Origin of the sequence: Paracoccus sp. FO-3, from assembly GCF_006386455.1 — a bacterium.
In the GTDB taxonomy this organism is placed as follows: domain Bacteria; phylum Pseudomonadota; class Alphaproteobacteria; order Rhodobacterales; family Rhodobacteraceae; genus Paracoccus; species Paracoccus versutus.
The window spans coordinates 1-25756 of sequence record NZ_VCBQ01000069.1 but is presented as its reverse complement, the minus strand read 5'-3'; the positions used below and the strand labels follow the sequence as shown (position 1 = coordinate 25756).

Below are 25756 nucleotides of genomic sequence, written 5' to 3'. Positions count from 1 at the left end.
ATATTGGGGCACGAAAGAAGCAGCGCAGGCCGCGCCGGGCGGGAGAGCGGCGCGGGAAAAAGAGCGGAGAGGGGGTTTCATGCTATCCTTGCGCCAGCAGGCAAAGGAAGAGGACGATGACCGAACGCAGGAAGGCTTCCGATTTCCATCCCCGCATCCTCGAGATCTTCGACGGCTACGTGCATGGCCGAATCAGCAAGCGGGATTTCATGGTGCAGGCGGCGCAATTCGCCACCGCCGGGATGAGCGCCGCCGCGATCTTCGAGGCGCTGCGGCCGGATTACGCCCTGGCCCAGCAGGTGCCGCCCGACGATCCCGCCATCGCGACCCAGACCGCGAGCTATGACAGCCCCGCGGGCAATGGCCGCATCAGCGGGCTGATGGCGCGGCCGGCCGGGGCGCAGGGCAAGCTTCCCGCCGTGCTGGTGGTGCATGAAAACCGTGGGCTGAACCCCTATATCGAGGATGTCGTGCGCCGGCTCGGCAAGGCGGGCTACCTGGCCTTCGGGCCGGACGGGCTGAGCCCGCTTGGCGGCTATCCCGGCAATGACGACCAGGGGCGCGAGATGCAGGCCCGCCTCGACTCGGTGAAGCTGATGGAGGATTTCTTCGCCGCCCACGAATTCCTGCGCGACCATGCCGATTCGACCGGCAAGGTGGGCGCGGTCGGCTTCTGCTATGGCGGCGGGGTCTGCAACGCGCTGGCGGTGGCCTATCCCGAACTGGCCGCCTCGGTGCCCTTCTACGGCCGCCAGCCCCGGCCCGAGGAGGTGGCGCAGATCCAGGCGCCGCTGATGCTGCATTATGCCGGGAACGACGAGCGCGTGAACGCGGGCTGGCCCGCCTACGAGGCGGCGCTGAAGGAGCAGGGCAAGGAATACCAGGCCTTCTTCTATCCCGGCACCCAGCACGGTTTCCACAACGACACCACGCCGCGCTACGACGAGGCGGCGGCGGAGCTTGCCTGGCAGCGGACGCTGGACTTCTTTGCCGAAAAGCTCTCCTGACGCGAATTGTCAGCAGGGCGGGGCGATCCTTGCCGGGAAAGGAGATTTCGCATGATCGACCATATCGGATTTCCCGTCTCGGACCTTGCCCGCTCGCGCGCCTTCTACGACCGGGCGCTGGCGCCCCTGGGGATCGAGCTGCTGATGGAGGTGACCGAGGAGATGACCGGCGGCCATGGCGCGCATCTGGGCTATGGCCGCGCGGGCAAGCCGTTCTTCTGGATCGGCAGCGGCCGGCCCGCGGGTCCGGGCACCCATGTCGCCTTTGCCGCGCCCGACCGCGCCACGGTCGACGCCTTCCATGCTGCCGCGCTGGCCGCGGGCGGGCAGGACAACGGCGCGCCGGGGCTGCGGCCGGAATATCATCCGGGCTATTACGGCGCCTTCGTCCTCGACCCCGACGGCAACAATGTCGAGGCCGTCCACCATGGAGAACCGGCATGACCCTCTATCGCGGATCCTGCTTCTGCGGCGCCGTCGGCTTTGAGGCCGAGGGCGAGCTGTCGCAGGGCACCATGCGCTGCAATTGCAGCTTCTGCCGCAAGATGCGCTATTGGGAGATGCGCCTGCCCGACCCGGAGCGCTTCCGCATCACCCATGGCGCCGGCATGCTGGCCGAGACCCCGCGCCGGCAGCAGGACGGGGTCGACATGCACCACATGTTCTGCGCCCGCTGCGGCACGCGGCTGTGGACCGAGGGCAACCTGGAAGAGATGGGCGGTCGCTTCGTCCAGGTCTGCGTCGGCGCCCTGGACGACGTGCCCGAGGCCGAGCTGATCGCCGCGCCGGTGTTCTATGCCGACGGGGCGCATGACGCCTGGTGGAATCCCGCGCCCGAGACGCGGCACCTGTGACCGCAGGTCGCGCGCCGCATGCGCCTTCTCCGTTTTCCAAATACTCCGGGGGAGCCCCGCAGGGGCGGGGGCAGAGCCCCCAACCGCAGGCGGCGCACCCCCGGTTGCCTCGGCGGCGAAATCCGGCTATGGTGCCCGCCGCAACAGGGGAGAACGGTGTCATGGACAACTCGCAGATCTGACCTTTCACGGACGGATTGAAGAGGATTCCCATGACGGCTGACTTCCTTGATGCGGCTTTGCCCCATCCCATGCGCTTTCCAGACGGCACCCTGAACTGGGGGCTGGTGCATCTGAACCGGGTGATCGACCATCCGAATATCGAGATCGGCGATTTCACCTATGCCAGCAGCTTCGACCCGCCGCAGGACTGGGCGGCGCGGCTTGCGCCCTATACCTATGCCGGTGCGCCCGAGCGGCTGGTGATCGGGCGGTTCTGCCAGATCGCCGACCGGGTGCGGATCGTCACCGCCTCGGCCAATCATCCGATGGCCGGGATCTCGACCTATCCCTTTGCGATCTTCGATCACGCGCGGGTGGGCGACTATATCGACCAGATCAGCGGCCTGCCGGATACGGTGATCGGCCATGACGTCTGGATCGGCGACGGCGCCATCATCCTGCCCGGCGCGCGGATCGGCAGCGGCGTCATCATCGGCGCAGGCGCCGTGGTCGGCGGCGTGGTGCCGGATTACGCCGTGGTCGCGGGCAACCCGGCCCGTGTCATGCGGATGCGCTTTGACGATGCCACCATCGCCCGGCTCATGGCGTTGCAATGGTGGCACTGGCCCGTGGCGCGGATCGCCCGCGCCACCGCCGCGCTGGCCCGTGCCGATGTCGCGGCGCTTGAGGAACTGGCCGCCTGAGGCGGTGCGACGAAACGAACCGGGCAAGGGCCCGGCCCGATACGAATGAGGTCTGTCATGTTCAGCTGGTTCGAGCGCCGGCTTGATCCCTATCCCGCCGATCCGCCGCGGATGCCGCCGCAGGGGCTGTGGCGGTTCATCCTGCATTTCTCGCGCGGGGCCGAGGGCTACATGCTGTCGATGGCCGCCTGCTCGGCCCTGATCGCCGTGGCCGAGGTGGTGCTGTTCGGCTACCTGGGCGAGCTGGTGAACCGGCTGGCCGCGGCCGACCGCGAGAATTTCTGGGCGCTCGAGGGCAATCGCCTGATCCTGATGGGCGCGATCCTGGTGATCGGCCTGCCGTTGCTGCAGGTTCTTTTCTCGCTGGTCATGCACCAGACGCTGATGGGGAATTTCCCGCAGCGCATCCGCTGGCAGGCGCATCGCTATCTGCTGCGCCAGTCGATGAGCTATTTCCAGGACGAGTTCGCCGGCCGCATCGCCACCAAGCTGATGCAGACCGCGCTGGCCGTGCGCGAAGTCGCCATGAAGTTCATGGACGTGCTGACCTATGTCTGCGTCTATTTCATCGGCGCGCTGGTGCTGGCGGCCTCGACCGACGGCTGGCTGGCGCTGCCCTTCGTCGGCTGGGGTGTGTTTTACGGGCTCTTGCTGTGGTGGCTGATCCCGCGCATCGGCCGCATCAGCGAGGCGCAGGCCGATGCCCGCGCGGTGATGACCGGCCGGGTGGTGGACAGCTATACCAATATCTCGACGGTCAAGCTGTTCTCGCATTCCTCGCGCGAGGAGGCCTATGTCCGCGAAAGCATGGACGGCTTTTTGCAGACCGTGCATGGGCAGATGCGGCTGGCCTCGATCCAGAACATCCTGCTGTCGACGCTGAACTCGGGCCTGGTCTTTGCCGTCACGGCGCTGGGGCTGTGGCTGTGGACCCATGGCCAGATCGACGTGGGCGCGGTGGCCGTCGCGATCCCGCTGGCGCTGCGGCTGGGCAACATGTCGCATTGGATCATGTGGGAATTCGCGACGCTCTTCGAGAATATCGGCACGGTGCGCGACGGCATCGGCTCGCTGTCCTTGCCGCGCATGGTGACGGATGTGCGCGGCGCCCGGCCGCTGGCGGTGCCCGAGGGCCGGGTCGAATTCGACCGCGTCACCTTCCGCTATGGCGAGGTGGCGCGGCCCGGCCGCGGCGCGGTGCTGGACGACCTGAGCCTGACCATCGCGCCGGGCGAGCGGATCGGGCTGGTCGGGCGCTCGGGCGCGGGCAAGTCGACGCTGGTGAACCTGATGCTGCGGTTTCACGACCTGGAGTCGGGCCGTATCCTGATCGACGGTCAGGACATCGCGCAGGTCACGCAGGAATCCCTGCGCGCGGCCATCGGCGTGGTGACGCAGGACACCTCGCTGCTGCACCGCTCGATCCGCGACAATATCGCCTATGGCCGCCCGGATGCCTCCGTGGCCGAGATCCTGCGCGCGGCCGAACTGGCCGAGGCGGATTTCATCGCCACCCTGACCGATTCGCAGAGCAGGCGCGGGCTGGAGGCGCATGTGGGCGAGCGCGGGGTCAAGCTGTCGGGCGGCCAGCGCCAGCGCATCGCCATCGCGCGGGTGCTGCTGAAGGACGCGCCGATCCTGGTGCTGGACGAGGCGACCTCGGCGCTGGACAGCGAGGTCGAGGCGGCGATCCAGTCGCAGCTCGACATGCTGATGCAGGGCAAGACGGTGATCGCCATCGCGCATAGGCTGTCCACCATCGCGCGCATGGACCGGCTGGTGGTGATGGAGCAGGGCCGCATCGTCGAGCAGGGCACGCATGAGGCGCTGCTGGCGCGCGGGGGCATCTATGCCGGCCTCTGGGCGCGGCAGTCGGGCGGGTTTCTTGAGGCCGAGTGATCTTCCCTCTTGAACCGCGCCCTCACCTGCCGTAATCAGACGCGCGGCTTAGGGGTTTAGCTCAGTTGGTAGAGCATCGGTCTCCAAAACCGAGGGTCGTGGGTTCGAGTCCCCCAACCCCTGCCAGCCGCCTTCCGTGTCATGCCGCGTGCCTTCCGATCCCTGCCGAGATCCCATGGCGCTGAGCATACATCTGGGGGCGCACAAGACCGCCTCGACCCATCTGCAATTTTCCCTGCGCCAGGTGCGCGACCGGCTGCTTTGCGCCGGGCTGGCCTATGTCGATCCGGCCATGCTGCGCGGCCAGCCGCTGTCGCTGTCCGCGGTCCTGGCCCAGGGCATCGGCGGCCGGGACCAGGAATCCGCCCGGCAGATGCTGCTGGACATGCGGCAGGGCTGCCGCGATCTGCTGATCTCGGAAGAGAACATCCTGGGCATGACCCATCGCAGCCGGCTGTTTTCCCGGCGCGGCGAGATCTATCCCCGCGCGGCACAGCGGCTGCGGCATGTCATCGCGCTGGCGGGCGGCGGGCCTGCGGTTGTGTATCTGTCGCTGCGCGATCCGGCCTCCTTCATCGTCTCGGCCTTTGCGCTCCAGGTCGCCGGCGGCAAAGAAATCGACATCGCCGCCTATCTGGGCGACCGCGATCCGGCCCGCTCGGCCTGGGCGGGGCTGGTCGGGCGGCTGGCGGCGGTCGAGGGCGTCTCGCGCATCGTGCTGTGGCGCTACGAGGATTATCCCGCGCTGCGTCTGCGGCTGCTTGAACGGCTGCTGCCCGCCGGCCTTGCCGCCGAGGTGCCCGACCCGCCGCCCGCCAACGTCAGCCTGACCCAGGCCGGCTATGACTGGCTGCTGCGCCGCGCCGCATCGGGCGAGGGCATCGACCAGTGCACCCTGGCGCGACGTGCGCGCGAGCGGTTCCAGCCCGCCTCGGGCCATGCCCGGCTGCGCCTGCTGGATGACGAGACCCATGCCCGCTCGGCCCGCAACTATGCGCAGGACATCGCCGCCCTGCACGCCATGCCGGGGGTCGAGTTCCTGGAGCCGTGATCGCCGCCGCTCAGATCGGCGCTTGAAATGCCGGCCGGCGCAGGCTATCTGACCCGCTGCAAGACCGAAGGAAAACCCATGGCCAATCCCGTCCAGTTCATCAGCCAGGTCCGCGCCGAGCTTGGCAAGATCACCTGGCCCACCCGCCGCGAGGTGGTGACGACCACGATCATGGTCTTCATCATGGCGACGCTGGCCTCGATCTTCTTCTTCCTCGTCGACCTGCTGATCAAGACCGGCCTTTCGGTCGTCATCAACCTGGTCGGCAGCTGAGGGCTTGCATTGAAGGGCAGGGGGCGTTATGTCCGCCCGACCTGCCCGTGATACGGCGTGCATCGATTCGGTCGTGCGCGCCGATTTCAATTTGGCCGGCGCCTGCGGCGATTGCCAAGGAATAGGCCGGGGCGGACAAGGAATTCAATGGGTTGGCCTTGGCTCGCCCGGAAGGAAACAGGGGTCGATCGAGACATGGCAAAGCGTTGGTATTCGGTCAGCGTCCTGTCGAACTTTGAAAAGAAGGTCGCCGAGGCGATTCGCCAGGCCGTGGTCGAGAAGGGCCTCGAGGACGAGATCGACGAGGTGCTGGTCCCGACCGAGGAAGTGATCGAGATCCGCCGCGGCAAGAAGGTCACGTCCGAGCGTCGCTTCATGCCCGGCTATGTGCTGGTGCGCATGGAGCTGTCGGACAAGACCTATCACCTGGTGAACTCGATCAACCGCGTCACCGGCTTCCTGGGCGCGCAGGGCAAGCCGATGCCGATGCGCGACGACGAGGTGAACGCGATCCTGCATCGCACCGGCGAGGGCGGGGCCGAGGTGGCGCCGCGCAACCTGATCCGGTTCGACGTGGGCGAAAAGGTGAACGTGACCGACGGGCCCTTCGAGGGCTTCTCGGGCATGGTCGAGGAAGTGGACGAGGCCGCGAACCGCATCAAGGTCACGGTGTCCATCTTCGGCCGCCCGACCCCGGTCGAGTTGGAATTCACGCAGGTCTCCAAGACCGCGTGATCGTCTGCGGGAGGCGCCGGCCCTTCGGGGCCCAGCCGCACCGCTAAGTCGGCCCCTTTTCGGGGCGTGATGATAAGGAGAGGGCCAGATGGCCAAGAAAGTTGTCGGCAGCCTCAAGCTGCAAATCAAGGCGGGCCAGGCGAACCCGTCCCCGCCCGTCGGCCCGGCCCTGGGTCAGCGCGGCATCAACATCATGGAATTCTGCAAGGCGTTCAACGCCCGTACGCAGGAGATGGAGCAGGGCTCGCCTGTTCCGGTCGTGATCACCTATTACGCCGACAAGTCCTTTACCTTCGAGACCAAGACGCCCCCGGCCTCGTTCCTGCTGAAGAAGGCCGCCGGCCTGAAGCCGCAGGGCAAGCGCAACCGGGCCAAGGGTTCGGAAAAGCCCGGCCGCCAGGTCGCCGGCACCGTGACCGTCAAGCAGGTCCGCGAGATCGCCGAAGCCAAGATGAAGGATCTGTCCGCGAACGACGTGGAAGCCGCGATGCAGATCATCCTGGGCTCGGCGCGTTCGATCGGCATCGAGGTGAAAGGCTAAGCCATGGCTAAACTGTCGAAAAAACAAGCCGCCGCCCGTGCCGCCTTTGCCGGCAAGGCCAACCTCGCGGTCGAGGAAGCCGTCAAGCTGGTCAAGGAGAACGCCAGCGCGAAATTCGACGAGACCGTCGAGATCGCGATGAACCTGGGCGTCGATCCCCGCCATGCCGACCAGATGGTCCGCGGCGTCGTGACCCTGCCCAACGGCACCGGCAAGGACGTGCGCGTCGCCGTCTTCGCCCGCGGCCCCAAGGCTGACGAGGCGAAGGCCGCCGGTGCCGAGATCGTCGGTGCGGAAGACCTGATGGAGACGATCCAGTCGGGCAAGATCGAGTTCGATCGCTGCATCGCCACCCCGGACATGATGCCGCTGGTCGGTCGTCTGGGCAAGATCCTGGGCCCGCGCAACCTGATGCCGAACCCCAAGGTCGGCACGGTGACAATGGACGTGAAGGGTGCCGTCGAGGCTGCCAAGGGCGGCGAGGTCCAGTTCAAGGCCGAGAAGGCGGGCGTGGTCCATGCCGGCGTCGGCAAGGCCTCGTTCGACGCCGAGAAGCTGGCCGAGAACATCCGCGCCTTCGTGGATGCGGTGAACCGGGCCAAGCCCTCGGGCGCCAAGGGCACCTATGTCAAGAAGGTCTCGATCAGCTCGACCATGGGTCCGGGCGTGTCGCTGGACCTGGCTTCGACCGCCGCGCAGTGACGCGGCAGGAATTTCGCCGGCTTCCTTCAACAGGGCGCCGGCGGATGGCGGGGCAGCGATGCCCCGTCCTGTCCGAGACGGAGGGTGCGGGACGCGATCATTGATCCGGGCCGCTTAATCGTCCTTCCTGAGATGGGATCAAGACCATTTTCCGGGCCTCGCTCCGGGTGATCTTGGGACCGTCACGGACCCTCCAGTCGCTGTTCGGGCGGCTGGAAAGTGAGAGCCGGGGGGAAACCCCCAACTTGGAGTGAAACCGTGGATAGAGCGCAAAAAGAACAGGTGGTCGAAGAACTCGGCCAGATCTTTGAAGCCTCTGGCGTCGTGGTGGTTGCCCGCTACGAGGGAATGACGGTTGCCCAGATGCAGGACCTGCGCGCGCAGATGCGCGAAGCCGGCGGGTCCGTTCGCGTTGCCAAGAACAGGCTCGCCAAGATCGCCCTGGATGGGAAGCCTTGCGCAAGCATCGCCGACTATCTGACGGGTATGACCGTGCTCGCCTTTTCCGAAGACCCGGTGGCTGCCGCCAAGGTCGCGGATAAATACGCCAAGGGGAACGACAAGTTCGTGATCCTGGGCGGTGCCATGGGCGACACGGCGCTTGACCCTGCCGGTGTGAAAGCCGTGGCCCAGATGCCGTCGCGCGAGGAGCTTATCGCTTCGATCGTGGCCTGCATCGGTGCCCCTGCTTCCAACATCGCGGGCGCGATCGGCGCACCTGCCAGCAACATCGCGGGCATCCTCTCGACTCTGGAAGAGCGCGAGGCCGCCTGAGGCAATCCCCATTCCGTCGTGGGGTTGAAACCCCGACGTTGGAACACTTAATGGAAAGAACGGAAAAATGGCTGATCTGAAGAAACTCGCCGAAGAAATCGTGGGCCTGACCCTGCTGGAAGCCCAGGAACTGAAAAACATCCTGAAAGACGAATACGGCATCGAGCCCGCCGCTGGCGGCGCGGTCATGATGGCCGGTCCGGCTGCCGGCGCCCCCGCCGAAGCCGCTGAGGAAAAGACCGAATTCGACGTCGTCCTGCTGGACGCCGGCGCCAACAAGATCAACGTGATCAAGGAAGTGCGCGGCATCACCGGCCTGGGCCTGAAAGAAGCCAAGGATCTGGTCGAAGCCGGCGGCAAGGTGAAAGAGGGTGCCTCGAAAGCCGACGCCGAGGAAATGAAGAAGAAGCTCGAAGCGGCTGGCGCCAAGGTCGAGCTGAAGTAATTGGCCGTTTCGGCCGATTGACTGCAAGAAATGGGCAGGGTCCGGGGTTTTCCCGGACCCTGCCGAACCTGTCTTGAAGGGCGGTTTGTCCGCCAGACCTTCCTTCAGGGCATGTTCGGGGTTCGGGAGCCTCGCGGTGGGACGCGCGGCACGAATGGAACCCCGCCCCTCATTCGCCGCCTTGCGCCGGTCGGGCCCCGACGGCCGCTGCAAGCGAAAGACGAAAGGTAAGACCCTCTATGGCGCAAGCTTATGTCGGCCAGAAACGCATCCGGCGTTACTATGGCAATATCCGCGAAGTTCTGGAGATGCCGAACCTGATCGAGGTTCAGAAATCCTCCTATGACCTGTTCCTGCGCTCCGGCGACGCCGAGGGCCACCAGGACGGCGAAGGCATCCAGGGCGTCTTCCAGTCGGTGTTCCCGATCAAGGACTTCAACGAGACGGCGACGCTGGAATTCGTGAAATACGAGCTAGAAAAGCCGAAATACGACGTGGACGAGTGCCAGAGCCGCGACATGACCTATGCCGCGCCGCTGAAGGTGACGCTGCGTCTGATCGTGTTCGATGTCGACGAGGCGACCGGCGCCAAATCGGTCAAGGACATCAAGGAACAGGACGTCTACATGGGCGACATGCCGCTCATGACGCAGAACGGGACGTTCATCGTGAACGGGACCGAGCGCGTCGTGGTGTCGCAGATGCACCGCTCGCCCGGCGTGTTCTTCGACCATGACCGCGGCAAGACCCATTCCTCGGGCAAGCTGCTGTTCGCCTGCCGCATCATTCCCTATCGCGGCTCGTGGCTGGACTTCGAATTCGACGCCAAGGACCTGGTCTTCGCGCGCATCGACCGCCGCCGGAAGCTGCCGGTGACGACGCTGCTCTATGCGCTCGGCATGGACCAGGAGGGCATCATGGATGCCTTCTACAATACCGTGGACTACAAGCTGCAGCGCGCCGGCAAGGGGCAGGCCGCGGGCTGGGTCACGAAGTTCTTCCCCGAGCGCGTGCGCGGCACCCGCCCGACCTATGACCTGGTGAACGCCGAGAGCGGCGAGGTCATCACCAAGGCCGGCGACAAGGTGACGCCGCGGCTGGTCAAGCAGCTGATCGAACAGGGCGACGTGAACCTGCTGCTGCCGTTCGAAAAGATCATCGGCCGCTTCGTCGCCAAGGACATCATCAACGAACAGACCGGCCTGATCTATGCCGAGGCCGGCGACGAGATCACCGTCGAATACGACCGCGACGGCGAGATTTCGGGCGGGTTGCTCAAGGTGCTGCTGGACAACGGCATCGAGGAGATCCCGGTCCTCGACATCGACCATGTCAACGTCGGCCCCTATATCCGCAACACCATGGCGGCCGACAAGAACATGAGCCGCGAAGGCGCGCTGATGGACATCTATCGCGTCATGCGTCCCGGCGAGCCGCCGACCGTCGAGGCCGCCTCGGCGCTGTTCGGCAGCCTGTTCTTCGACAGCGAGCGCTATGACCTGTCCGCCGTGGGCCGGGTCAAGATGAACATGCGCCTTGACCTGGATGCGCCGGACACGCAGCGCACCCTGCGCAAGGAGGACATCATCGCCTGTATCCGCGGGCTGGTGGAACTGCGCGACGGCAAGGGCGAGATCGACGACATCGACCACCTGGGCAACCGCCGGGTGCGCTCGGTCGGCGAGCTGATGGAGAACCAGTATCGCATCGGCCTGCTGCGCATGGAACGCGCGATCCGCGAGCGCATGTCGGGCGTCGAGATCGACACGGTGATGCCGCAGGACCTGATCAACGCCAAGCCGGCCGCGGCCGCGGTGCGCGAGTTCTTTGGCTCCTCGCAGCTGTCGCAGTTCATGGACCAGACCAACCCGCTGTCGGAAGTCACCCACAAGCGGCGCCTGTCGGCGCTTGGGCCGGGCGGCCTGACCCGCGAGCGCGCCGGCTTCGAGGTGCGCGACGTCCACCCGACCCATTACGGCCGGATGTGCCCGATCGAGACGCCGGAAGGTCAGAACATCGGCCTGATCAACAGCCTCGCGACCTTTGCCCGCGTGAACAAATACGGCTTCATCGAGACCCCCTATCGCAAGGTGGTCGAGGGCCAGGTGACGGATGACGTGATCTACATGTCCGCCACCGAGGAGATGCGCCACACCATCGCCCAGGCCAATGCCGAGCTGGACGGCGAAGGCCGCTTCGTGCAGGAGCTGGTCTCGACCCGCCAGGCCGGCGACTTCATGCTGAACCCGGTCGAGGCGGTGGACCTGATCGACGTGTCGCCGAAACAGCTGGTTTCGGTCGCCGCGGCGCTGATCCCCTTCCTTGAAAACGACGACGCCAACCGCGCGCTGATGGGCTCGAACATGCAGCGCCAGGCGGTTCCGCTGCTGCGGGCCGAGGCGCCCTTCGTCGGCACCGGCATGGAAGCGACCGTGGCGCGCGATTCCGGGGCGGCCATCATGGCCCGTCGCGGCGGCATCATCGACCAGGTCGATGCGCAGCGTATCGTTATCCGCGCCACCGAGGACCTGGGCGCGGGCGATGCGGGCGTGGACATCTATCGCCTGCGCAAGTTCAAGCGTTCGAACCAGTCCTCGACCATCAACCAGCGCCCGCTGGTCAAGGTGGGCGACAGGGTGGTCAAGGGCCAGGTCGTGGCCGACGGTCCCTCGACCGACCAGGGCGAACTGGCGATCGGCCGCAACGTGGTCGTGGCCTTCATGCCCTGGAACGGCTACAACTACGAGGACTCGATCCTGATCTCCGAGCGGATCCACCGCGACGACGTGTTCACCTCGATCCATATCGACGAATACGAGGTTGCGGCGCGCGACACCAAGCTGGGCCCGGAAGAGATCACCCGCGACATCCCGAACGTCGGTGAAGAGGCGCTGCGCAACCTCGACGAGGCCGGCATCGTCTATATCGGCGCCGAAGTGGGTCCGGGCGACATCCTGGTCGGCAAGATCACCCCGAAAGGCGAAAGCCCGATGACGCCGGAGGAGAAACTGCTCCGCGCCATCTTCGGCGAAAAGGCGTCGGACGTGCGCGACACCTCGCTGCGCCTGCCGCCGGGGGCCTATGGCACCATCGTCGAGGTCCGGGTGTTCAACCGCCACGGCGTCGACAAGGACGAGCGCGCGCTGCAGATCGAGCGCGAGGAAGTCGAGCGCCTGGCCCGCGACCGCGACGACGAGCTGGCGATCCTGGAGCGCAACATCTATGCGCGCCTGAAATCGCTGATCATGGGCAAGGAAGTCGTCAAGGGGCCGAAAGGCATCCGCGCCGGCGCCGTGGTGGACGACGACCTGCTGGGCCAGCTGAGCCGCGGCCAGTGGTGGCAGCTTGCCGTCGCCGACGAGGACACCGCCAAGGAAGTCGAGGCGCTGAACCAGCAATTCGACGCGCAGAAGCGGGCGCTGGACAACCGTTTCGACGACAAGGTCGAAAAGGTGCGCCAGGGCGACGACCTGCCTCCGGGCGTGATGAAGATGGTCAAGGTCTTCGTCGCGGTGAAGCGCAAGCTGCAGGCGGGCGACAAGATGGCCGGCCGTCACGGCAACAAGGGCGTCGTCTCCAAGGTCGTGCCGATCGAGGACATGCCCTTCCTGTCCGACGGCACCCCGGTCGACCTGGTGCTGAACCCGCTGGGCGTGCCCTCGCGGATGAACGTGGGCCAGATCCTGGAAACCCACATGGGTTGGGCGTCGCGCGGCCTGGGCATCAAGATCGACGAGGCGCTGCAGGACTATCGCCGCAACGGCGACATGAGCCCGGTGCGCCAGGCGATGCGGAACGGCTATGGCGACGACTTCTATGCCGAGACCTTCGAAGGCATGGATGACGAGACCCTGCTGGAGCATGCCGATGCGGTGCGCGGCGGCGTTCCGATCTCGACGCCCGTCTTCGACGGCGCGAAAGAGGCGGACGTGAACGACGCGCTGCGCCGTGCGGGCTTCGACACCTCGGGCCAGTCCATCGTCTTCGACGGCCGCACCGGCGAGCAGTTCGCGCGTCCGGTCACTGTTGGGATGAAATACGTCCTGAAGCTGCACCACCTTGTCGACGACAAGATGCACGCGCGTTCGACCGGGCCTTACTCGCTTGTCACGCAGCAACCGCTGGGCGGCAAGGCGCAGTTCGGCGGCCAGCGTCTGGGCGAGATGGAGGTCTGGGCGCTGGAAGCCTATGGCGCCGCCTATACCCTGCAAGAGATGCTGACGGTCAAGTCGGACGACGTGGCCGGCCGGACCAAGGTCTATGAGAGCATCGTCAAGGGCGAGGACAATTTCGAGGCCGGCGTGCCGGAATCGTTCAACGTCCTGGTCAAGGAGGTCCGGGGTCTGGGCCTCAACATGGAACTCCTGGATGCGGAGGAGGACGAGTAAGGCATGAGCATTGCCATCTGTCGCTTCGGAATGCTGCCTTCCCTCATCGCCCTTGCGGGCTGTGGGGTGCAGATCGAACGGATCGCAGATGGCAACTCGCGTCGAGAAAAAGGGTATGAGTTTGTCGCAACGACATTCGATTACTCGAACAACGACGCCGTGCCTGCGAACAGGATGCTCCAGGCAGCCGCAAGACATTGTCGGCTGCCTCACCACAACGCCCGCGAAACCATTCCGCATACCGGAGCCTATGGGCTTCATGGAGCTTGGATGATGGATTTCGCCTGCCCCGCGCCTGAAAAGGACATGAAATGAACCAGGAACTTGCCACCAATCCCCTGAACCCGCTGGCTGCGCCGCGGCAGTTCGACGAAATCAAGATCTCGCTGGCCTCGCCCGAGGAAATCCTCGCCTGGTCCTATGGCGAGGTGAAGAAGCCCGAGACCATCAACTACCGCACGTTCAAGCCCGAGCGTGACGGTCTGTTCTGCGCACGTATCTTTGGCCCGATCAAGGACTACGAATGCCTCTGCGGCAAATACAAGCGCATGAAGTATCGCGGCCTGGTCTGCGAGAAATGCGGCGTCGAGGTGACGCTGCAAAAGGTCCGGCGCGAGCGCATGGGCCATATCGAGCTGGCCGCCCCGGTCGCGCATATCTGGTTCCTGAAGTCGCTGCCCTCGCGCATCGGCCTGATGCTGGACATGACGCTGCGCGACCTTGAGCGCATCCTCTATTTCGAGAACTACGTCGTCATCGAGCCGGGCCTGACCGACCTGAGCTATGGCCAGCTGCTGACCGAAGAGGAATTCCTCGACGCGCAGGACCAGTATGGCGCCGACGCCTTCACCGCCAATATCGGCGCCGAGGCGATCCGCGAGATGCTGGCCAACATCGACCTGGCCGCCACCGCCGAACAGCTGCGCGAGGAGCTGAAGGAAGCGACGGGCGAACTGAAGCCGAAGAAGATCATCAAGCGTCTGAAGATCGTGGAATCGTTCCTCGAGTCGGGCAACCGTCCCGAGTGGATGGTGCTGACCGTTATTCCGGTCATCCCGCCGGAACTGCGTCCGCTGGTGCCGCTGGACGGCGGCCGCTTTGCCACGTCCGACCTGAACGACCTGTATCGCCGGGTCATCAACCGCAACAACCGCCTGAAGCGGCTGATCGAGCTGCGTGCGCCCGACATCATCGTGCGCAACGAAAAGCGGATGCTGCAGGAATCGGTCGATGCGCTGTTCGACAACGGCCGCCGCGGCCGCGTCATCACCGGCAACAACAAGCGCCCGCTGAAATCGCTGTCGGACATGCTGAAGGGCAAGCAGGGCCGGTTCCGCCAGAACCTTCTGGGGAAACGGGTCGACTTCTCGGGCCGTTCGGTCATCGTGACCGGGCCGGAGTTGAAGCTGCACCAATGCGGCCTGCCGAAGAAGATGGCCTTGGAACTGTTCAAGCCGTTCATCTATTCGCGGCTTGAGGCCAAGGGGCTTTCCAGCACCGTCAAGCAGGCCAAGAAGCTGGTCGAGAAAGAGCGTCCCGAGGTCTGGGACATCCTGGACGAGGTGATCCGCGAACATCCGGTGCTGCTGAACCGCGCGCCGACGCTGCACCGCCTGGGCATCCAGGCCTTCGAGCCGATCCTGATCGAAGGCAAGGCGATCCAGCTGCACCCGCTGGTCTGCTCGGCCTTCAACGCCGACTTCGACGGCGACCAGATGGCCGTCCACGTCCCGCTGTCGCTTGAGGCGCAGCTGGAAGCGCGCGTGCTGATGATGTCCACGAACAACGTGCTGTCGCCCGCCAACGGCGCGCCGATCATCGTGCCGTCGCAGGACATGGTCCTTGGTCTCTACTACACGACCATGGAGCGCGAGGGCATGAAGGGCGAGGGCATGGTCTTTGCCAACCTCGAGGAAGTGGAACACGCGCTGGCCTCCGGCGCGGTGCATCTGCATGCCCGCATCACCGCCCGCCTGCCGCAGATCGACGAGAACGGCAACGAGGTCATCAAGCGCTTCGAAACCACGCCCGGCCGCATCCGCCTGGGCGCGCTGCTGCCCAAGAACGCCAAGGCGCCCTTCGAGCTGGTCAACCGCCTGCTGCGCAAGAAGGACATCCAGAACGTCATCGACACCGTCTACCGCTACTGCGGCCAGAAGGAATCGGTGATCTTCTGCGACCAGATCATGGGCCTGGGCTTCCGCGAGGCGTTCCGCGCCGGCATTTCCTTCGGCAAGGACGACATGGTCGTGCCGCCGACGAAATGGGAGCTGGTCGAGGAGACGCAGGACCAGGTCAAGCAGTTCGAGCAGCAATACCTGGACGGCCTGATCACCCAGGGCGAGAAATACAACAAGGTCGTCGATGCCTGGTCGAAATGCAACGACCGCGTCACCGACGCCATGATGAAGACCATCTCGGCCACCAAGAAGGACGAGAACGGCGCCGAGCTGGAGCCGAACTCGGTCTACATGATGGCGCATTCGGGCGCGCGGGGCTCGGTCAGCCAGATGAAGCAGCTGGGCGGCATGCGCGGCCTGATGGCCAAGCCGAACGGCGAGATCATCGAGACGCCGATCATCTCGAACTTCAAGGAAGGGCTGACCGTTCTTGAATACTTCAACTCGACCCACGGCGCGCGCAAGGGCCTGTCGGACACCGCGTTGAAGACGGCGAACTCGGGCTACCTGACCCGCCGCCTGGTGGACGTGGCGCAGGACTGCATCATCCGCGAGCATGATTGCGGCACCGAGCGGGCGATCACCGCCTCGGCCGCGGTCAACGACGGCGAAGTCGTCAGCCCGCTTTCCGAGCGCGTGCTGGGCCGCGTCGCGGCCGAGGACGTGCTGGTGCCGGGCGAGGACGTGGTCATCGTGCGCAAGAACGAGCTGATCGACGAGCGCAAGGCCGACGAGATCGAGGTGGCGGGCGTGCAGAACGTGCGCATCCGCTCGGCCCTGACCTGCGAATCGGACGACGGGGTCTGCGCGCTGTGCTATGGCCGCGACCTGGCCCGCGGCACGCTGGTCAACATCGGCGAGGCGGTCGGCATCATTGCCGCCCAGTCCATCGGCGAGCCGGGCACGCAGCTGACGATGCGGACCTTCCACATCGGCGGCATCGCCCAGGGCGGCCAGCAGTCCTTCATCGCCGCGGCGCAAGAGGGCACGGTGGCTTTCGAGAACGAAAGCACGCTGGAAAACGCCAATGGCGAGCTGATCGTGATGAGCCGCAACATGCAGCTGCACATCAAGGGCGCGACGGGCGACACGCTGGCCAGCCACAAGCTGTTCTACGGCTCGAAACTGTTCGTGCGCGAAGGCGATGCCGTGGCGCGCGGCCAGAAGATGTTCGAATGGGATCCCTATACCTTGCCGATCATCGCCGAGAAGGCGGGTATCGCGAAATATGTCGACCTCATCAGCGGCATTTCGGTCCGCGACGAGACCGACGACGCGACGGGCATGACGCAGAAGATCGTGACGGACTGGCGTTCGGCCCCCAAGGGCAACGAGCTGAAGCCCGAGATCATCATCGTCGACCAGGATGGCGAGCCGGTGCGCAACGAGCAGGGCAACCCGGTCACCTATCCGATGTCGGTCGAGGCGATCCTGTCGGTCGAGGAGGGCCAGGAGATCCGCGCCGGCGACGTGGTGGCGCGTATCCCGCGCGAGGGCGCCAAGACCAAGGACATCACCGGGGGTCTGCCCCGCGTGGCGGAACTGTTCGAGGCTCGTCGTCCCAAGGATCACGCGATCATTGCCGAACTGGACGGCTATGTGCGCTTCGGCAAGGACTACAAGAACAAGCGCCGCATCGCCATCCAGCCCGCCGACGACACGCTGGAGCCGGTCGAATACATGGTGCCGAAAGGCAAGCACATCCCGGTGCAGGAAGGCGACTTCGTGCAGAAGGGCGACTACATCATGGACGGCAACCCGGCGCCGCATGACATCCTGCGCATCATGGGGATCGAGGCTCTGGCCGATTACCTGATCGACGAGGTGCAGGACGTCTACCGGCTGCAAGGCGTGAAGATCAACGACAAGCACATCGAGGTGATCGTCCGCCAGATGCTGCAGAAGATCGAGATCCTCGACAGCGGCGACACCACGCTGCTGAAGGGCGAGCATGTCGACCGCGACGAGTTCGAGGAAGAGAACGCCAAGATCGAAGCCAAGGGCGGCCGTCCGGCCACCGGCGAGCCGGTGCTGCTGGGCATCACCAAGGCGTCGCTGCAGACCCGCAGCTTCATCTCGGCCGCCTCGTTCCAGGAGACGACCCGCGTGCTGACCGAGGCCGCCGTGCAGGGCAAGCGCGACAAGCTGGTCGGGCTCAAGGAGAACGTGATCGTCGGCCGGCTGATCCCGGCCGGCACCGGCGGGGCCACGGCCCGCGTGCGCCGCATCGCCACCGATCGCGACCACGAGGTGATCGAGGCGCGCCGCGCCGAGGCGGAAGCCGCCGCCGCGCTGATCGCGCCGGAAGACACCCCGGCCGAGGTCGGCGGCGACGAGTGATCGCCCGCGGATGAAACTGGAAAGGCCCGGCAGCGATGCCGGGCCTTTTTGCTGGCGCGGGCTTGCCTCCGTTTCGGCAATCTGGGATTGCATGGCACGGGCATTATCCGCCGAAGGTTGACTGGGCGCCTTCTTGCGGTGAACGGCCCGCCGTCCTGCCGATGCCCCTTGCGTTTCCGGGCTTCGGCCGGCCGGGGTAACGCCAGGGTAACGATTGTCGAGGAGGAACATCCATGCAGCTGTGTGGGCATTGCGGCTCGGAGGTTAAGGAAGGTTTTACGGTTTGCGCCGGCTGCGGGGCCAACCTGCGGCGCAGCCTGTGGCCGATCATCATCGGCGGGCTTGCGGTGGTTTTCGGCGTGGCCATGCTGCTGGACGCCTTGCTGGCCTTGACCTCCAACTTCTCCTGGGCGCTGAGGAATGGCGGCATCGGCGGCGTTCTGGTTCTGGTCGGCTATCTGATATTCCGATCGGGCTGGAAGAAGCAGTGGTACAGGCGCAACGCCTGATCGCGGTTTCCCATGGGCCGGACAGCAGCTCGCGGCCGGGGCGCCAGGGCGGTTCGTGGCCAAAAGGCCGCGGAACCGCCGACCGGCTGCGGGCGCGCTTGACAGGCTATGGCTTTCTTTCTGCGGCTTTCCTAAGCATTGGAAAACCGCCGGGAATCGCCATGCGCACGCCGTTTCTTTCATCGGGTCGAAAGGGTCGGCCGCCCGCCGAGCCGCAGGTCTTTTCGGCCAGTGCCGCCGACAACCTGCGCGGCTCGGCGCTGATGATGCTCAGCATGGCGGCCTTTATCTGCAATGACGCGCTGATGAAGGCGGTGACGCAAAGCCTGCCGCTTTACGAATCCATCGCCATCCGCGGCGCCATGGTGCTGCTGACCATGGTGCTGATCGCGCGGGCGCAGGGCGGCGTCCGGCTGCGGGTGCCGCGCGGCGACGTCTGGCCGCTGGCGCTGCGCACGGTGGCCGACGTGATCTCGACGGTGTTCTACCTGCTGGCGCTGCGGCGCATGGCGCTGGCCGACATCTCGGCGATCATGCAGGCGCTGCCGCTGGCGGTGACGCTGGCGGCGGCGCTGTTCTTTCACGAAAGGCTGGGCTGGCGGCGGCTGCTGGCGGTCGGCATCGGCTTTCTGGGCGTGCTGCTGATCCTGCGGCCGGGCACGGGGGCTTTCGACCTGTGGTCGGCGGTGGCGCTGGCGGCGATGCTGCTGATCGTGCTGCGCGACCTGGTGACGCGGACCTTCTCGGTCGGGGTCGGCTCTTCGGCCATCGCCTTTTACGCGGCGCTGGCGGTGATGCTGTCGGGCTTCGTGCTGGGCTGGACGGAAAGCTGGCGCATCCCCACCCTGGCCGAGTTCGCGCTGCTGGCGATGGCCGCGGGGTTCCTGACCGTGGGCTATATCACCGCCGTCGCCACCATGCGGGTGGGCGAGATCTCGGTCGTCGCGCCCTTCCGCTATACCTCGCTGGTCTGGGCGGTGGTGCTGGGGCTGGCGATCTTCGGCGAATGGCCGGACCTGTGGACCTGGGCCGGCTCGGCGCTGGTGGTGGGGGCGGGCATCTATACCATCCTGCGCGAGCGGCGGCTGCAGGGGAGGGGTTGATGCGGGTGCAGATGCTGGGCCTGTGCCGGTTTTCCTATCTCGGCGGGCGCGGCTTCCAGGTCGCACACGAGTCGCTGGATGAGCGGCGGGCGTTCCTCTATGACCCCGCGCGGCTGGCGCGGCGCTGGTTCTGGTTCGAGCATGTCGCGCTGCCGGGCTGGCTGGCCCAGACCGACCCGGATTTCACCCTGGTGCTGATGACGGGGCCGGACCTGCCCGAGCCCTGGCTGTCGCGGCTGCGCGAACTGGCCGGGATCATGCCGCAGGCGCGGCTGGCCCTGGTTCCGCCGATGGAGCGGCATGTGGAGGCCTGCATGGCCGCCGTCGCCCCCCATGTCGAGCCGGGGGCCGATGTCGTCGGCCATTTCCGCCATGACGACGACGATGCGGTGGCGGTGGACTATATCCGCGACGCCCGCCGCGATTTCGCGGCGATGCAGCCGCTTTGGCGGCAAAGGCGCCGGCTGTCCTGCGACTATTCCCGCGGCGTGGTCCTGCGCGCGGGGGCAGGGGGGATCGGCGCGGAACTGCGGATGATCCACAATGCCAGCGCGGCGCTGACCATCTACCTGCCGCCCGATGCCGGGCGCTGCGCGCTGCATTTCCCGCATTGGAAGGTGGCGATGTCCATGCCCGGCGTGACCATGCCCGGCAAGGTGATGTATGCGCGGATGCTGCACCGTGACAACGATTCCGGCGCGGTCGGCGCGGGCTATCCGGTCGAGGGGCAGGGGGCCGTGATGCCCGCCTTGCTGGCCGACCGTTTCCGCATCGACCTGCCCGGACTGGACGAGGGCGCGCGGCGCCTGTGGCTGGGGTGAAGAGCGGCGGCGGGGTTGTTGACTCACCCCCGGTTTGCCCATATACGCGCCTTCACCCGTCAGGAATCTGATCGGGGCCCAGAACCTCTGTGGTCATGATCCGGGCCGAATGCCCCGATCCTCTGGTAATTCAGCCCGTCCTCCCCGGTTTCGGGGACAGGATGGGTTGTGGCGTTTCACGATGGGCGTGATTCGCCGTCGAGAAGTGGCGCAGCCGGTGGCTGCGAGTATTGACGAAAGCAAGACGGGGAACCGAATGCCGACGATCCAACAGCTGATCCGCAAACCGCGGCAGCCCAAGGTGCAGCGCTCGAAGTCGCAGCACCTGCAATCCTGCCCGCAGAAGCGGGGCGTATGCACGCGCGTCTATACCACGACGCCGAAAAAGCCGAACTCGGCCATGCGTAAGGTGGCCAAGGTCCGCCTGACCAATGGTTTCGAAGTCATCTCCTACATTCCGGGCGAAAAGCACAACCTGCAGGAACACAGCGTCGTGCTGATCCGCGGCGGCCGGGTGAAAGACCTTCCGGGTGTCCGCTATCACATCCTGCGCGGTGTGCTGGATACCCAGGGCGTCAAAGACCGTCGCCAGCGTCGTTCGAAATACGGCGCCAAGCGTCCGAAGTAAGGAGATCCGCATATGTCTCGTCGTCACGCCGCTGAGAAGCGCGAAGTCCTGCCCGACGCCAAGTATGGCGATCGCGTGCTGACCAAATTCATGAACAACCTGATGATCGACGGCAAGAAATCGGTTGCCGAACGCATCGTCTACAGCGCCCTCGACCGCGTCCAGGGCAAGCTCAAGCGCGAGCCCATCGAGGTCTTCCACGAGGCGCTCGACAACGTGAAGCCCTCGGTCGAGGTGCGTTCGCGCCGGGTCGGCGGCGCCACCTACCAGGTTCCGGTCGAGGTTCGCCCCTCGCGCCGCGAGGCCCTGGCGATCCGCTGGCTGATCGACGCTTCGAAAAAGCGCAACGAACACACCATGGAAGAGCGCCTCGCGGGCGAGCTGGCCGACGCGGTGAACGGCCGCGGCACCGCCGTCAAGAAGCGTGAGGACACGCACAAGATGGCCGACGCCAACAAGGCGTTCAGCCACTACCGCTGGTAACCGGAAGGAAGGCCCTTTATGGCACGCGAATATCCGCTGGAGCGCTACCGGAACTTCGGGATCATGGCCCACATCGACGCGGGCAAGACCACGACGACCGAGCGCATCCTGTTCTATACCGGCAAGAACCACAAGATGGGCGAGACGCACGAAGGTGCGTCCACCATGGACTGGATGGAGCAGGAAGCCGAGCGCGGCATCACCATCACCTCGGCGGCGACCACCACCTTCTGGCAGCGCCACGAGGATGCGGACTTCACCCCCGATGACAAGGAGCGTTGCCGCTTCAACATCATCGACACCCCCGGCCACGTCGACTTCACCATCGAGGTCGAGCGTTCGCTGGCCGTGCTCGACGGCGCGATCTGCCTGCTGGACGGCAACGCCGGCGTCGAGCCGCAGACCGAGACGGTGTGGCGCCAGGCCGACCGCTACAAGGTTCCGCGGATCGTCTTCGTCAACAAGATGGACAAGATCGGCGCCGATTTCTTCAAATGCGTCGCCATGATCAAGGACCGCACCGGCGGCACCCCCTGCCCGATCGCCCTGCCGATCGGCGCCGAGGACAAGCTGGAAGGCATCGTCGACCTGATCAAGATGGAAGAATGGGTCTGGAGGGGCGAGGATCTGGGCGCCTCCTGGATTCGCCAGCCGATCCGCGAGGATCTGCAGGACGTCGCCGAGGAATGGCGCGGCAAGATGATCGAACTCGCCGTCGAACAGGACGACGAGGCGATGGAAGCCTACCTGGAAGGCAACGAGCCCGACGAGGCGACGCTGCGCAAGCTGATCCGCAAGGGCACGCTGTCGCTGTCCTTCTTCCCGGTCATGGCCGGCTCGGCCTTCAAGAACAAGGGCGTGCAGCCGCTTCTGAACGCGGTGGTGGACTTCCTGCCGGCGCCGACCGACGTTCCCGCCTACATGGGCTTCGCCCCCGGCGACGAGACGGAAGAGCGCAACATCGCCCGTCACGCCGCGGATTCGGACCCGTTCTCGGCGCTGGCGTTCAAGATCATGAACGACCCCTTCGTCGGCTCGCTGACCTTCACGCGGATCTATTCCGGCGCCCTGAAGAAGGGTGACCAGATGCTGAACTCGACCAAGGGCAAGCGCGAGCGCGTCGGCCGGATGATGGTCATGCACGCCATCAACCGCGAAGAGATCGACGAAGCCTTCGCCGGCGACATCATCGCCCTGGCGGGCCTGAAGGAAACCACCACGGGCGACACGCTGTGCGACCCGGCGAAACCGGTGGTCCTGGAAACCATGACCTTCCCCGAGCCGGTGATCGAGATCGCCGTCGAGCCGAAGTCCAAGGCCGACCAGGAAAAGATGGGCCTTGCCCTGCAGCGCCTGGCCGCCGAAGATCCGTCCTTCCGCGTCGAGACCGACCTGGAATCGGGCCAGACCATCATGAAGGGCATGGGCGAACTTCACCTCGACATCCTGGTGGACCGCATGAAGCGCGAGTTCAAGGTCGAGGCGAATATCGGCGCCCCGCAGGTGGCCTATCGCGAGACCATCTCGCGCGAAGCCGAGATCGACTACACGCACAAGAAACAGACGGGCGGTACCGGCCAGTTCGCGCGCGTCAAGCTGGTCATCACGCCCACCGAGCCGGGCGAGGGCTACTCGTTCGAGTCGAAGATCGTCGGCGGTGCCGTGCCCAAGGAATACATTCCGGGCGTCGAGAAGGGCATCAAGTCGGTGATGGATTCGGGTCCGCTGGCCGGCTTCCCGGTGATCGATTTCAAGGTGGCGCTGATCGACGGTGCCTTCCATGACGTCGACTCCTCGGTCCTGGCCTTCGAGATCGCCGCCCGCGCCGCCATGCGCGAGGGGTTGAAGAAGGCGGGCGCCAAGCTGCTCGAGCCGATCATGCGCGTCGAAGTGGTCACGCCGGAGGAATATACCGGCTCGATCATCGGTGACCTGACCAGCCGTCGCGGCATGGTCCGCGGCCAGGACACCCGCGGCAACGCCAATGTCATCGACGCGATGGTGCCGCTGGCCAACATGTTCGGCTATATCAACAACCTGCGTTCGATGTCCTCGGGCCGCGCGGTGTTCACGATGCAGTTCGACCATTACGAGGCCGTGCCGCAGAACATCTCGGACGAGATCCAGAAGAAATACGCGTAATCCCGGCGGTGCGTGGGAAACCGCGCACCCTACCAACCCCGTAGGGTGCGTGGCTGCACGCACCGTCAACATAAGGAGCCATGCCCNGCCCGAACCCGTGCCCGAGCCGCCGCGACCGCCGGTCAGCTGGTCGAGCAGACCGCCCAGCCCGCCCTGGGCCGTGCCGCTGTGGCGGGGCGAGTTCGGCCCGCCATAAGCCGTGCCGCCGCCCGAGCGCCCGCCCAGCACCTGGCCCAGCATGTCGCCCAGCCCGCCCGCGCCGCTGCGGCGGTCGCCGGCTTGGCCGGTGTTGTTGCCGAACAACTCGTCGAGCAGCCCGCCGGGGCTGCGCCCGCCGCCCGATTGCGGCCGGTTCTGGGCGTTCTTCATCATGGTTCCGATCCCCTTGGCCAGCATGACGCCGGCCGCGACGCGGGCGAGGGATTTCATCAGGCTCATCTTGGTCCTCCGAAAGCGCTGCGGGGCCGCGGGCCGGGCAGCCTTGTTGCGCAATTCCAACGTATTCGCCGGGTTCCGGTTCCACCGCCACAGCCCCGGCGGCAAAGGCCCGGCCGCCCTTGATTTTTCCCCGGCACGATTATAAGTCGCGGCGGATGTTTCACGACGGGGGCTGTCGCGCGGGTGGCCCCCCCGATAGGAGGCCATGANATGGCAAAGGCAAAGTTTGAACGGACGAAACCGCACGTCAACATCGGGACGATTGGTCACGTTGACCACGGCAAGACGACGCTGACGGCTGCGATCACGAAGTATTTCGGTGAATTCAAGGCCTACGACCAGATCGACGGGGCTCCTGAGGAGCGTGCCCGGGGGATCACGATCTCGACCGCGCATGTGGAATACGAATCGGCCAACCGGCACTACGCGCATGTGGACTGCCCCGGCCACGCGGACTACGTGAAGAACATGATCACGGGCGCGGCGCAGATGGACGGCGCGATCCTGGTGGTGAACGCGGCCGACGGCCCGATGCCGCAGACGCGCGAGCACATCCTGCTGGGCCGCCAGGTGGGCATCCCCTACATGGTGGTGTACCTGAACAAGGTGGACCAGGTCGACGACGCGGAACTGCTGGAGCTGGTCGAGATGGAGGTGCGCGAGCTGCTGTCGTCCTACGACTATCCCGGCGACGACATCCCGATCATCAAGGGCTCGGCGCTGGCGGCGCTGGAAGGCCGCGACAAGGAGATCGGCGAGGATTCGATCCGCGCGCTGATCGCCGCCGTGGACGAATACATCCCGACGCCCGAGCGCGCGGTGGACCTGCCGTTCCTGATGCCGATCGAGGACGTGTTCTCGATCTCGGGCCGGGGCACGGTGGTGACGGGCCGTGTCGAGCGCGGCGCGGTGAACGTGGGCGACGAGCTTGAGATCGTCGGCATCCGCCCGACCAAGAAGACGACCTGCACCGGTGTCGAGATGTTCCGCAAGCTGCTGGACCGCGGGGAAGCCGGCGACAACATCGGCGCGCTCCTGCGCGGGGTGGAGCGCGACGGGGTGGAGCGCGGCCAGGTTCTGGCCAAGCCCGGCTCGGTGACGCCGCATACCGAGTTCGAGGCCGAGGCCTATATCCTGACCAAGGAAGAGGGTGGCCGTCACACGCCGTTCTTCGCGAACTACCGTCCGCAGTTCTACTTCCGCACGACGGACGTGACCGGGACGGTGAAGCTTCCCGAGGGCACCGAGATGGTGATGCCGGGCGACAACCTGAAGTTCACGGTGGAGCTGATCGCGCCGATCGCGATGGAGGAGAAGCTGCGCTTCGCCATCCGCGAGGGCGGCCGCACGGTCGGCGCCGGCGTGGTGTCGAAGATCCTGAAGTGATCCTTTGGGGCGGCGGCTTCCAGCCGCGGCCCTTCCGGGAGCATCGGGTGATGAGCATCGGGTGATCCCGCGAGGGATATCGCGATGAGGGGCCGCTCCGCAGGGGGCGGCCTTTTTCCTTGCCGCGGGGGTGGTGGCCGCGGGGGTGCTTGCCGGGCGCGGCTGCCGGGGCTCTGCCCCGGACCCCGGGA

21 protein-coding genes, 1 tRNA gene and 2 pseudogenes are annotated in these 25756 nt (G+C 65.9%); all 24 read left to right on the top strand.

Annotated elements, in window-relative coordinates:
- Window positions 1-116 precede the first annotated feature (116 nt).
- The 24 genes and pseudogenes from yghX (at window position 117) to tuf (ending at window position 25565) form a co-directional block, all read left to right on the top strand.
- Window positions 117-1007: a YghX family hydrolase gene (gene yghX, locus FE811_RS17895; RefSeq protein WP_116222132.1), complete on the top strand. Its 891-nt coding sequence runs from the start codon at window positions 117-119 to the stop codon at window positions 1005-1007.
- Window positions 1008-1058: 51 nt separating this feature from the next.
- Window positions 1059-1451, top strand: a complete 393-nt coding sequence (locus tag FE811_RS17890; protein WP_116222133.1) for a VOC family protein — start codon at window positions 1059-1061, stop codon at window positions 1449-1451.
- Window positions 1448-1861 (top strand): GFA family protein, encoded by a 414-nt coding sequence (locus FE811_RS17885; RefSeq protein WP_116222134.1) that lies wholly within the window; start codon window positions 1448-1450, stop codon window positions 1859-1861. The genes FE811_RS17890 and FE811_RS17885 overlap by 4 nt, the downstream gene beginning before the upstream one ends.
- Window positions 1862-2073: 212 nt before the next feature.
- The gene (locus tag FE811_RS17880; protein WP_140848287.1) at window positions 2074-2727 is read left to right on the top strand and encodes a CatB-related O-acetyltransferase; all 654 of its coding nucleotides are present in this window, start codon (window positions 2074-2076) and stop codon (window positions 2725-2727) included.
- 45 nt (window positions 2728-2772) lie between these two features.
- Window positions 2773-3681: pseudogene (locus tag FE811_RS28760) on the top strand (ABC transporter transmembrane domain-containing protein); the annotation flags it as partial.
- 228 nt (window positions 3682-3909) lie between these two features.
- Window positions 3910-4626: pseudogene (locus FE811_RS28755) on the top strand (ABC transporter ATP-binding protein); the annotation flags it as partial.
- Between the two features lie 50 nt (window positions 4627-4676).
- Window positions 4677-4752 (top strand) — tRNA-Trp (locus FE811_RS17870).
- Between the two features lie 49 nt (window positions 4753-4801).
- Window positions 4802-5677 carry a hypothetical protein gene (locus FE811_RS17865; protein ID WP_116222136.1) on the top strand — a complete coding sequence of 292 codons (876 nt, stop codon included), beginning with the start codon at window positions 4802-4804 and terminating at the stop codon, window positions 5675-5677.
- 78 nt (window positions 5678-5755) lie between these two features.
- A complete protein-coding gene (gene secE, locus FE811_RS17860) occupies window positions 5756-5950 on the top strand; it encodes a preprotein translocase subunit SecE (RefSeq protein ID WP_024845742.1) in 195 nt (64 codons plus the stop codon).
- Window positions 5951-6145: 195 nt separating this feature from the next.
- The gene (gene nusG / locus FE811_RS17855) at window positions 6146-6685 is read left to right on the top strand and encodes a transcription termination/antitermination protein NusG (RefSeq protein WP_036754109.1); all 540 of its coding nucleotides are present in this window, start codon (window positions 6146-6148) and stop codon (window positions 6683-6685) included.
- A gap of 88 nt (window positions 6686-6773) precedes the next feature.
- Window positions 6774-7226, top strand: coding sequence for a 50S ribosomal protein L11 (gene rplK / locus FE811_RS17850; RefSeq protein ID WP_036754111.1), 453 nt, complete (start codon window positions 6774-6776; stop codon window positions 7224-7226).
- Between the two features lie 3 nt (window positions 7227-7229).
- Window positions 7230-7928, top strand: a complete 699-nt coding sequence (gene rplA, locus FE811_RS17845; protein ID WP_036754114.1) for a 50S ribosomal protein L1 — start codon at window positions 7230-7232, stop codon at window positions 7926-7928.
- A 258-nt stretch (window positions 7929-8186) separates the two neighbouring features.
- A complete protein-coding gene (gene rplJ, locus FE811_RS17840; protein ID WP_036754117.1) occupies window positions 8187-8702 on the top strand; it encodes a 50S ribosomal protein L10 in 516 nt (171 codons plus the stop codon).
- Between the two features lie 67 nt (window positions 8703-8769).
- Window positions 8770-9147, top strand: coding sequence for a 50S ribosomal protein L7/L12 (gene rplL / locus FE811_RS17835; protein ID WP_036754120.1), 378 nt, complete (start codon window positions 8770-8772; stop codon window positions 9145-9147).
- 239 nt (window positions 9148-9386) lie between these two features.
- Window positions 9387-13535 carry a DNA-directed RNA polymerase subunit beta gene (gene rpoB / locus FE811_RS17830; protein WP_116222137.1) on the top strand — a complete coding sequence of 1383 codons (4149 nt, stop codon included), beginning with the start codon at window positions 9387-9389 and terminating at the stop codon, window positions 13533-13535.
- A gap of 3 nt (window positions 13536-13538) precedes the next feature.
- Window positions 13539-13850: a hypothetical protein gene (locus FE811_RS17825; RefSeq protein WP_139294139.1), complete on the top strand. Its 312-nt coding sequence runs from the start codon at window positions 13539-13541 to the stop codon at window positions 13848-13850.
- The gene (rpoC, locus tag FE811_RS17820; RefSeq protein WP_116222138.1) at window positions 13847-18055 is read left to right on the top strand and encodes a DNA-directed RNA polymerase subunit beta'; all 4209 of its coding nucleotides are present in this window, start codon (window positions 13847-13849) and stop codon (window positions 18053-18055) included. The genes FE811_RS17825 and rpoC overlap by 4 nt, the downstream gene beginning before the upstream one ends.
- A 233-nt stretch (window positions 18056-18288) precedes the next feature.
- Window positions 18289-18564 carry a hypothetical protein gene (locus FE811_RS17815; RefSeq protein WP_114536197.1) on the top strand — a complete coding sequence of 92 codons (276 nt, stop codon included), beginning with the start codon at window positions 18289-18291 and terminating at the stop codon, window positions 18562-18564.
- 161 nt (window positions 18565-18725) lie between these two features.
- On the top strand, window positions 18726-19667 hold the full coding sequence (locus tag FE811_RS17810) for a DMT family transporter (protein ID WP_116222139.1): 942 nt from the start codon (window positions 18726-18728) through the stop codon (window positions 19665-19667).
- The gene (locus FE811_RS17805; protein WP_116222140.1) at window positions 19667-20488 is read left to right on the top strand and encodes a putative rhamnosyl transferase; all 822 of its coding nucleotides are present in this window, start codon (window positions 19667-19669) and stop codon (window positions 20486-20488) included. The genes FE811_RS17810 and FE811_RS17805 overlap by 1 nt, the downstream gene beginning before the upstream one ends.
- 256 nt (window positions 20489-20744) lie before the next feature.
- Window positions 20745-21116 carry a 30S ribosomal protein S12 gene (gene rpsL, locus FE811_RS17800; protein WP_010399029.1) on the top strand — a complete coding sequence of 124 codons (372 nt, stop codon included), beginning with the start codon at window positions 20745-20747 and terminating at the stop codon, window positions 21114-21116.
- 12 nt (window positions 21117-21128) lie between these two features.
- A complete protein-coding gene (gene rpsG / locus FE811_RS17795) occupies window positions 21129-21599 on the top strand; it encodes a 30S ribosomal protein S7 (RefSeq protein WP_036754140.1) in 471 nt (156 codons plus the stop codon).
- 18 nt (window positions 21600-21617) lie between these two features.
- Window positions 21618-23741: an elongation factor G gene (fusA, locus tag FE811_RS17790; RefSeq protein ID WP_072464173.1), complete on the top strand. Its 2124-nt coding sequence runs from the start codon at window positions 21618-21620 to the stop codon at window positions 23739-23741.
- Window positions 23742-24389: 648 nt separating this feature from the next.
- Window positions 24390-25565: an elongation factor Tu gene (gene tuf, locus FE811_RS17780; RefSeq protein ID WP_036754146.1), complete on the top strand. Its 1176-nt coding sequence runs from the start codon at window positions 24390-24392 to the stop codon at window positions 25563-25565.
- The last annotated feature ends 191 nt before the right edge of the window (window positions 25566-25756 follow it).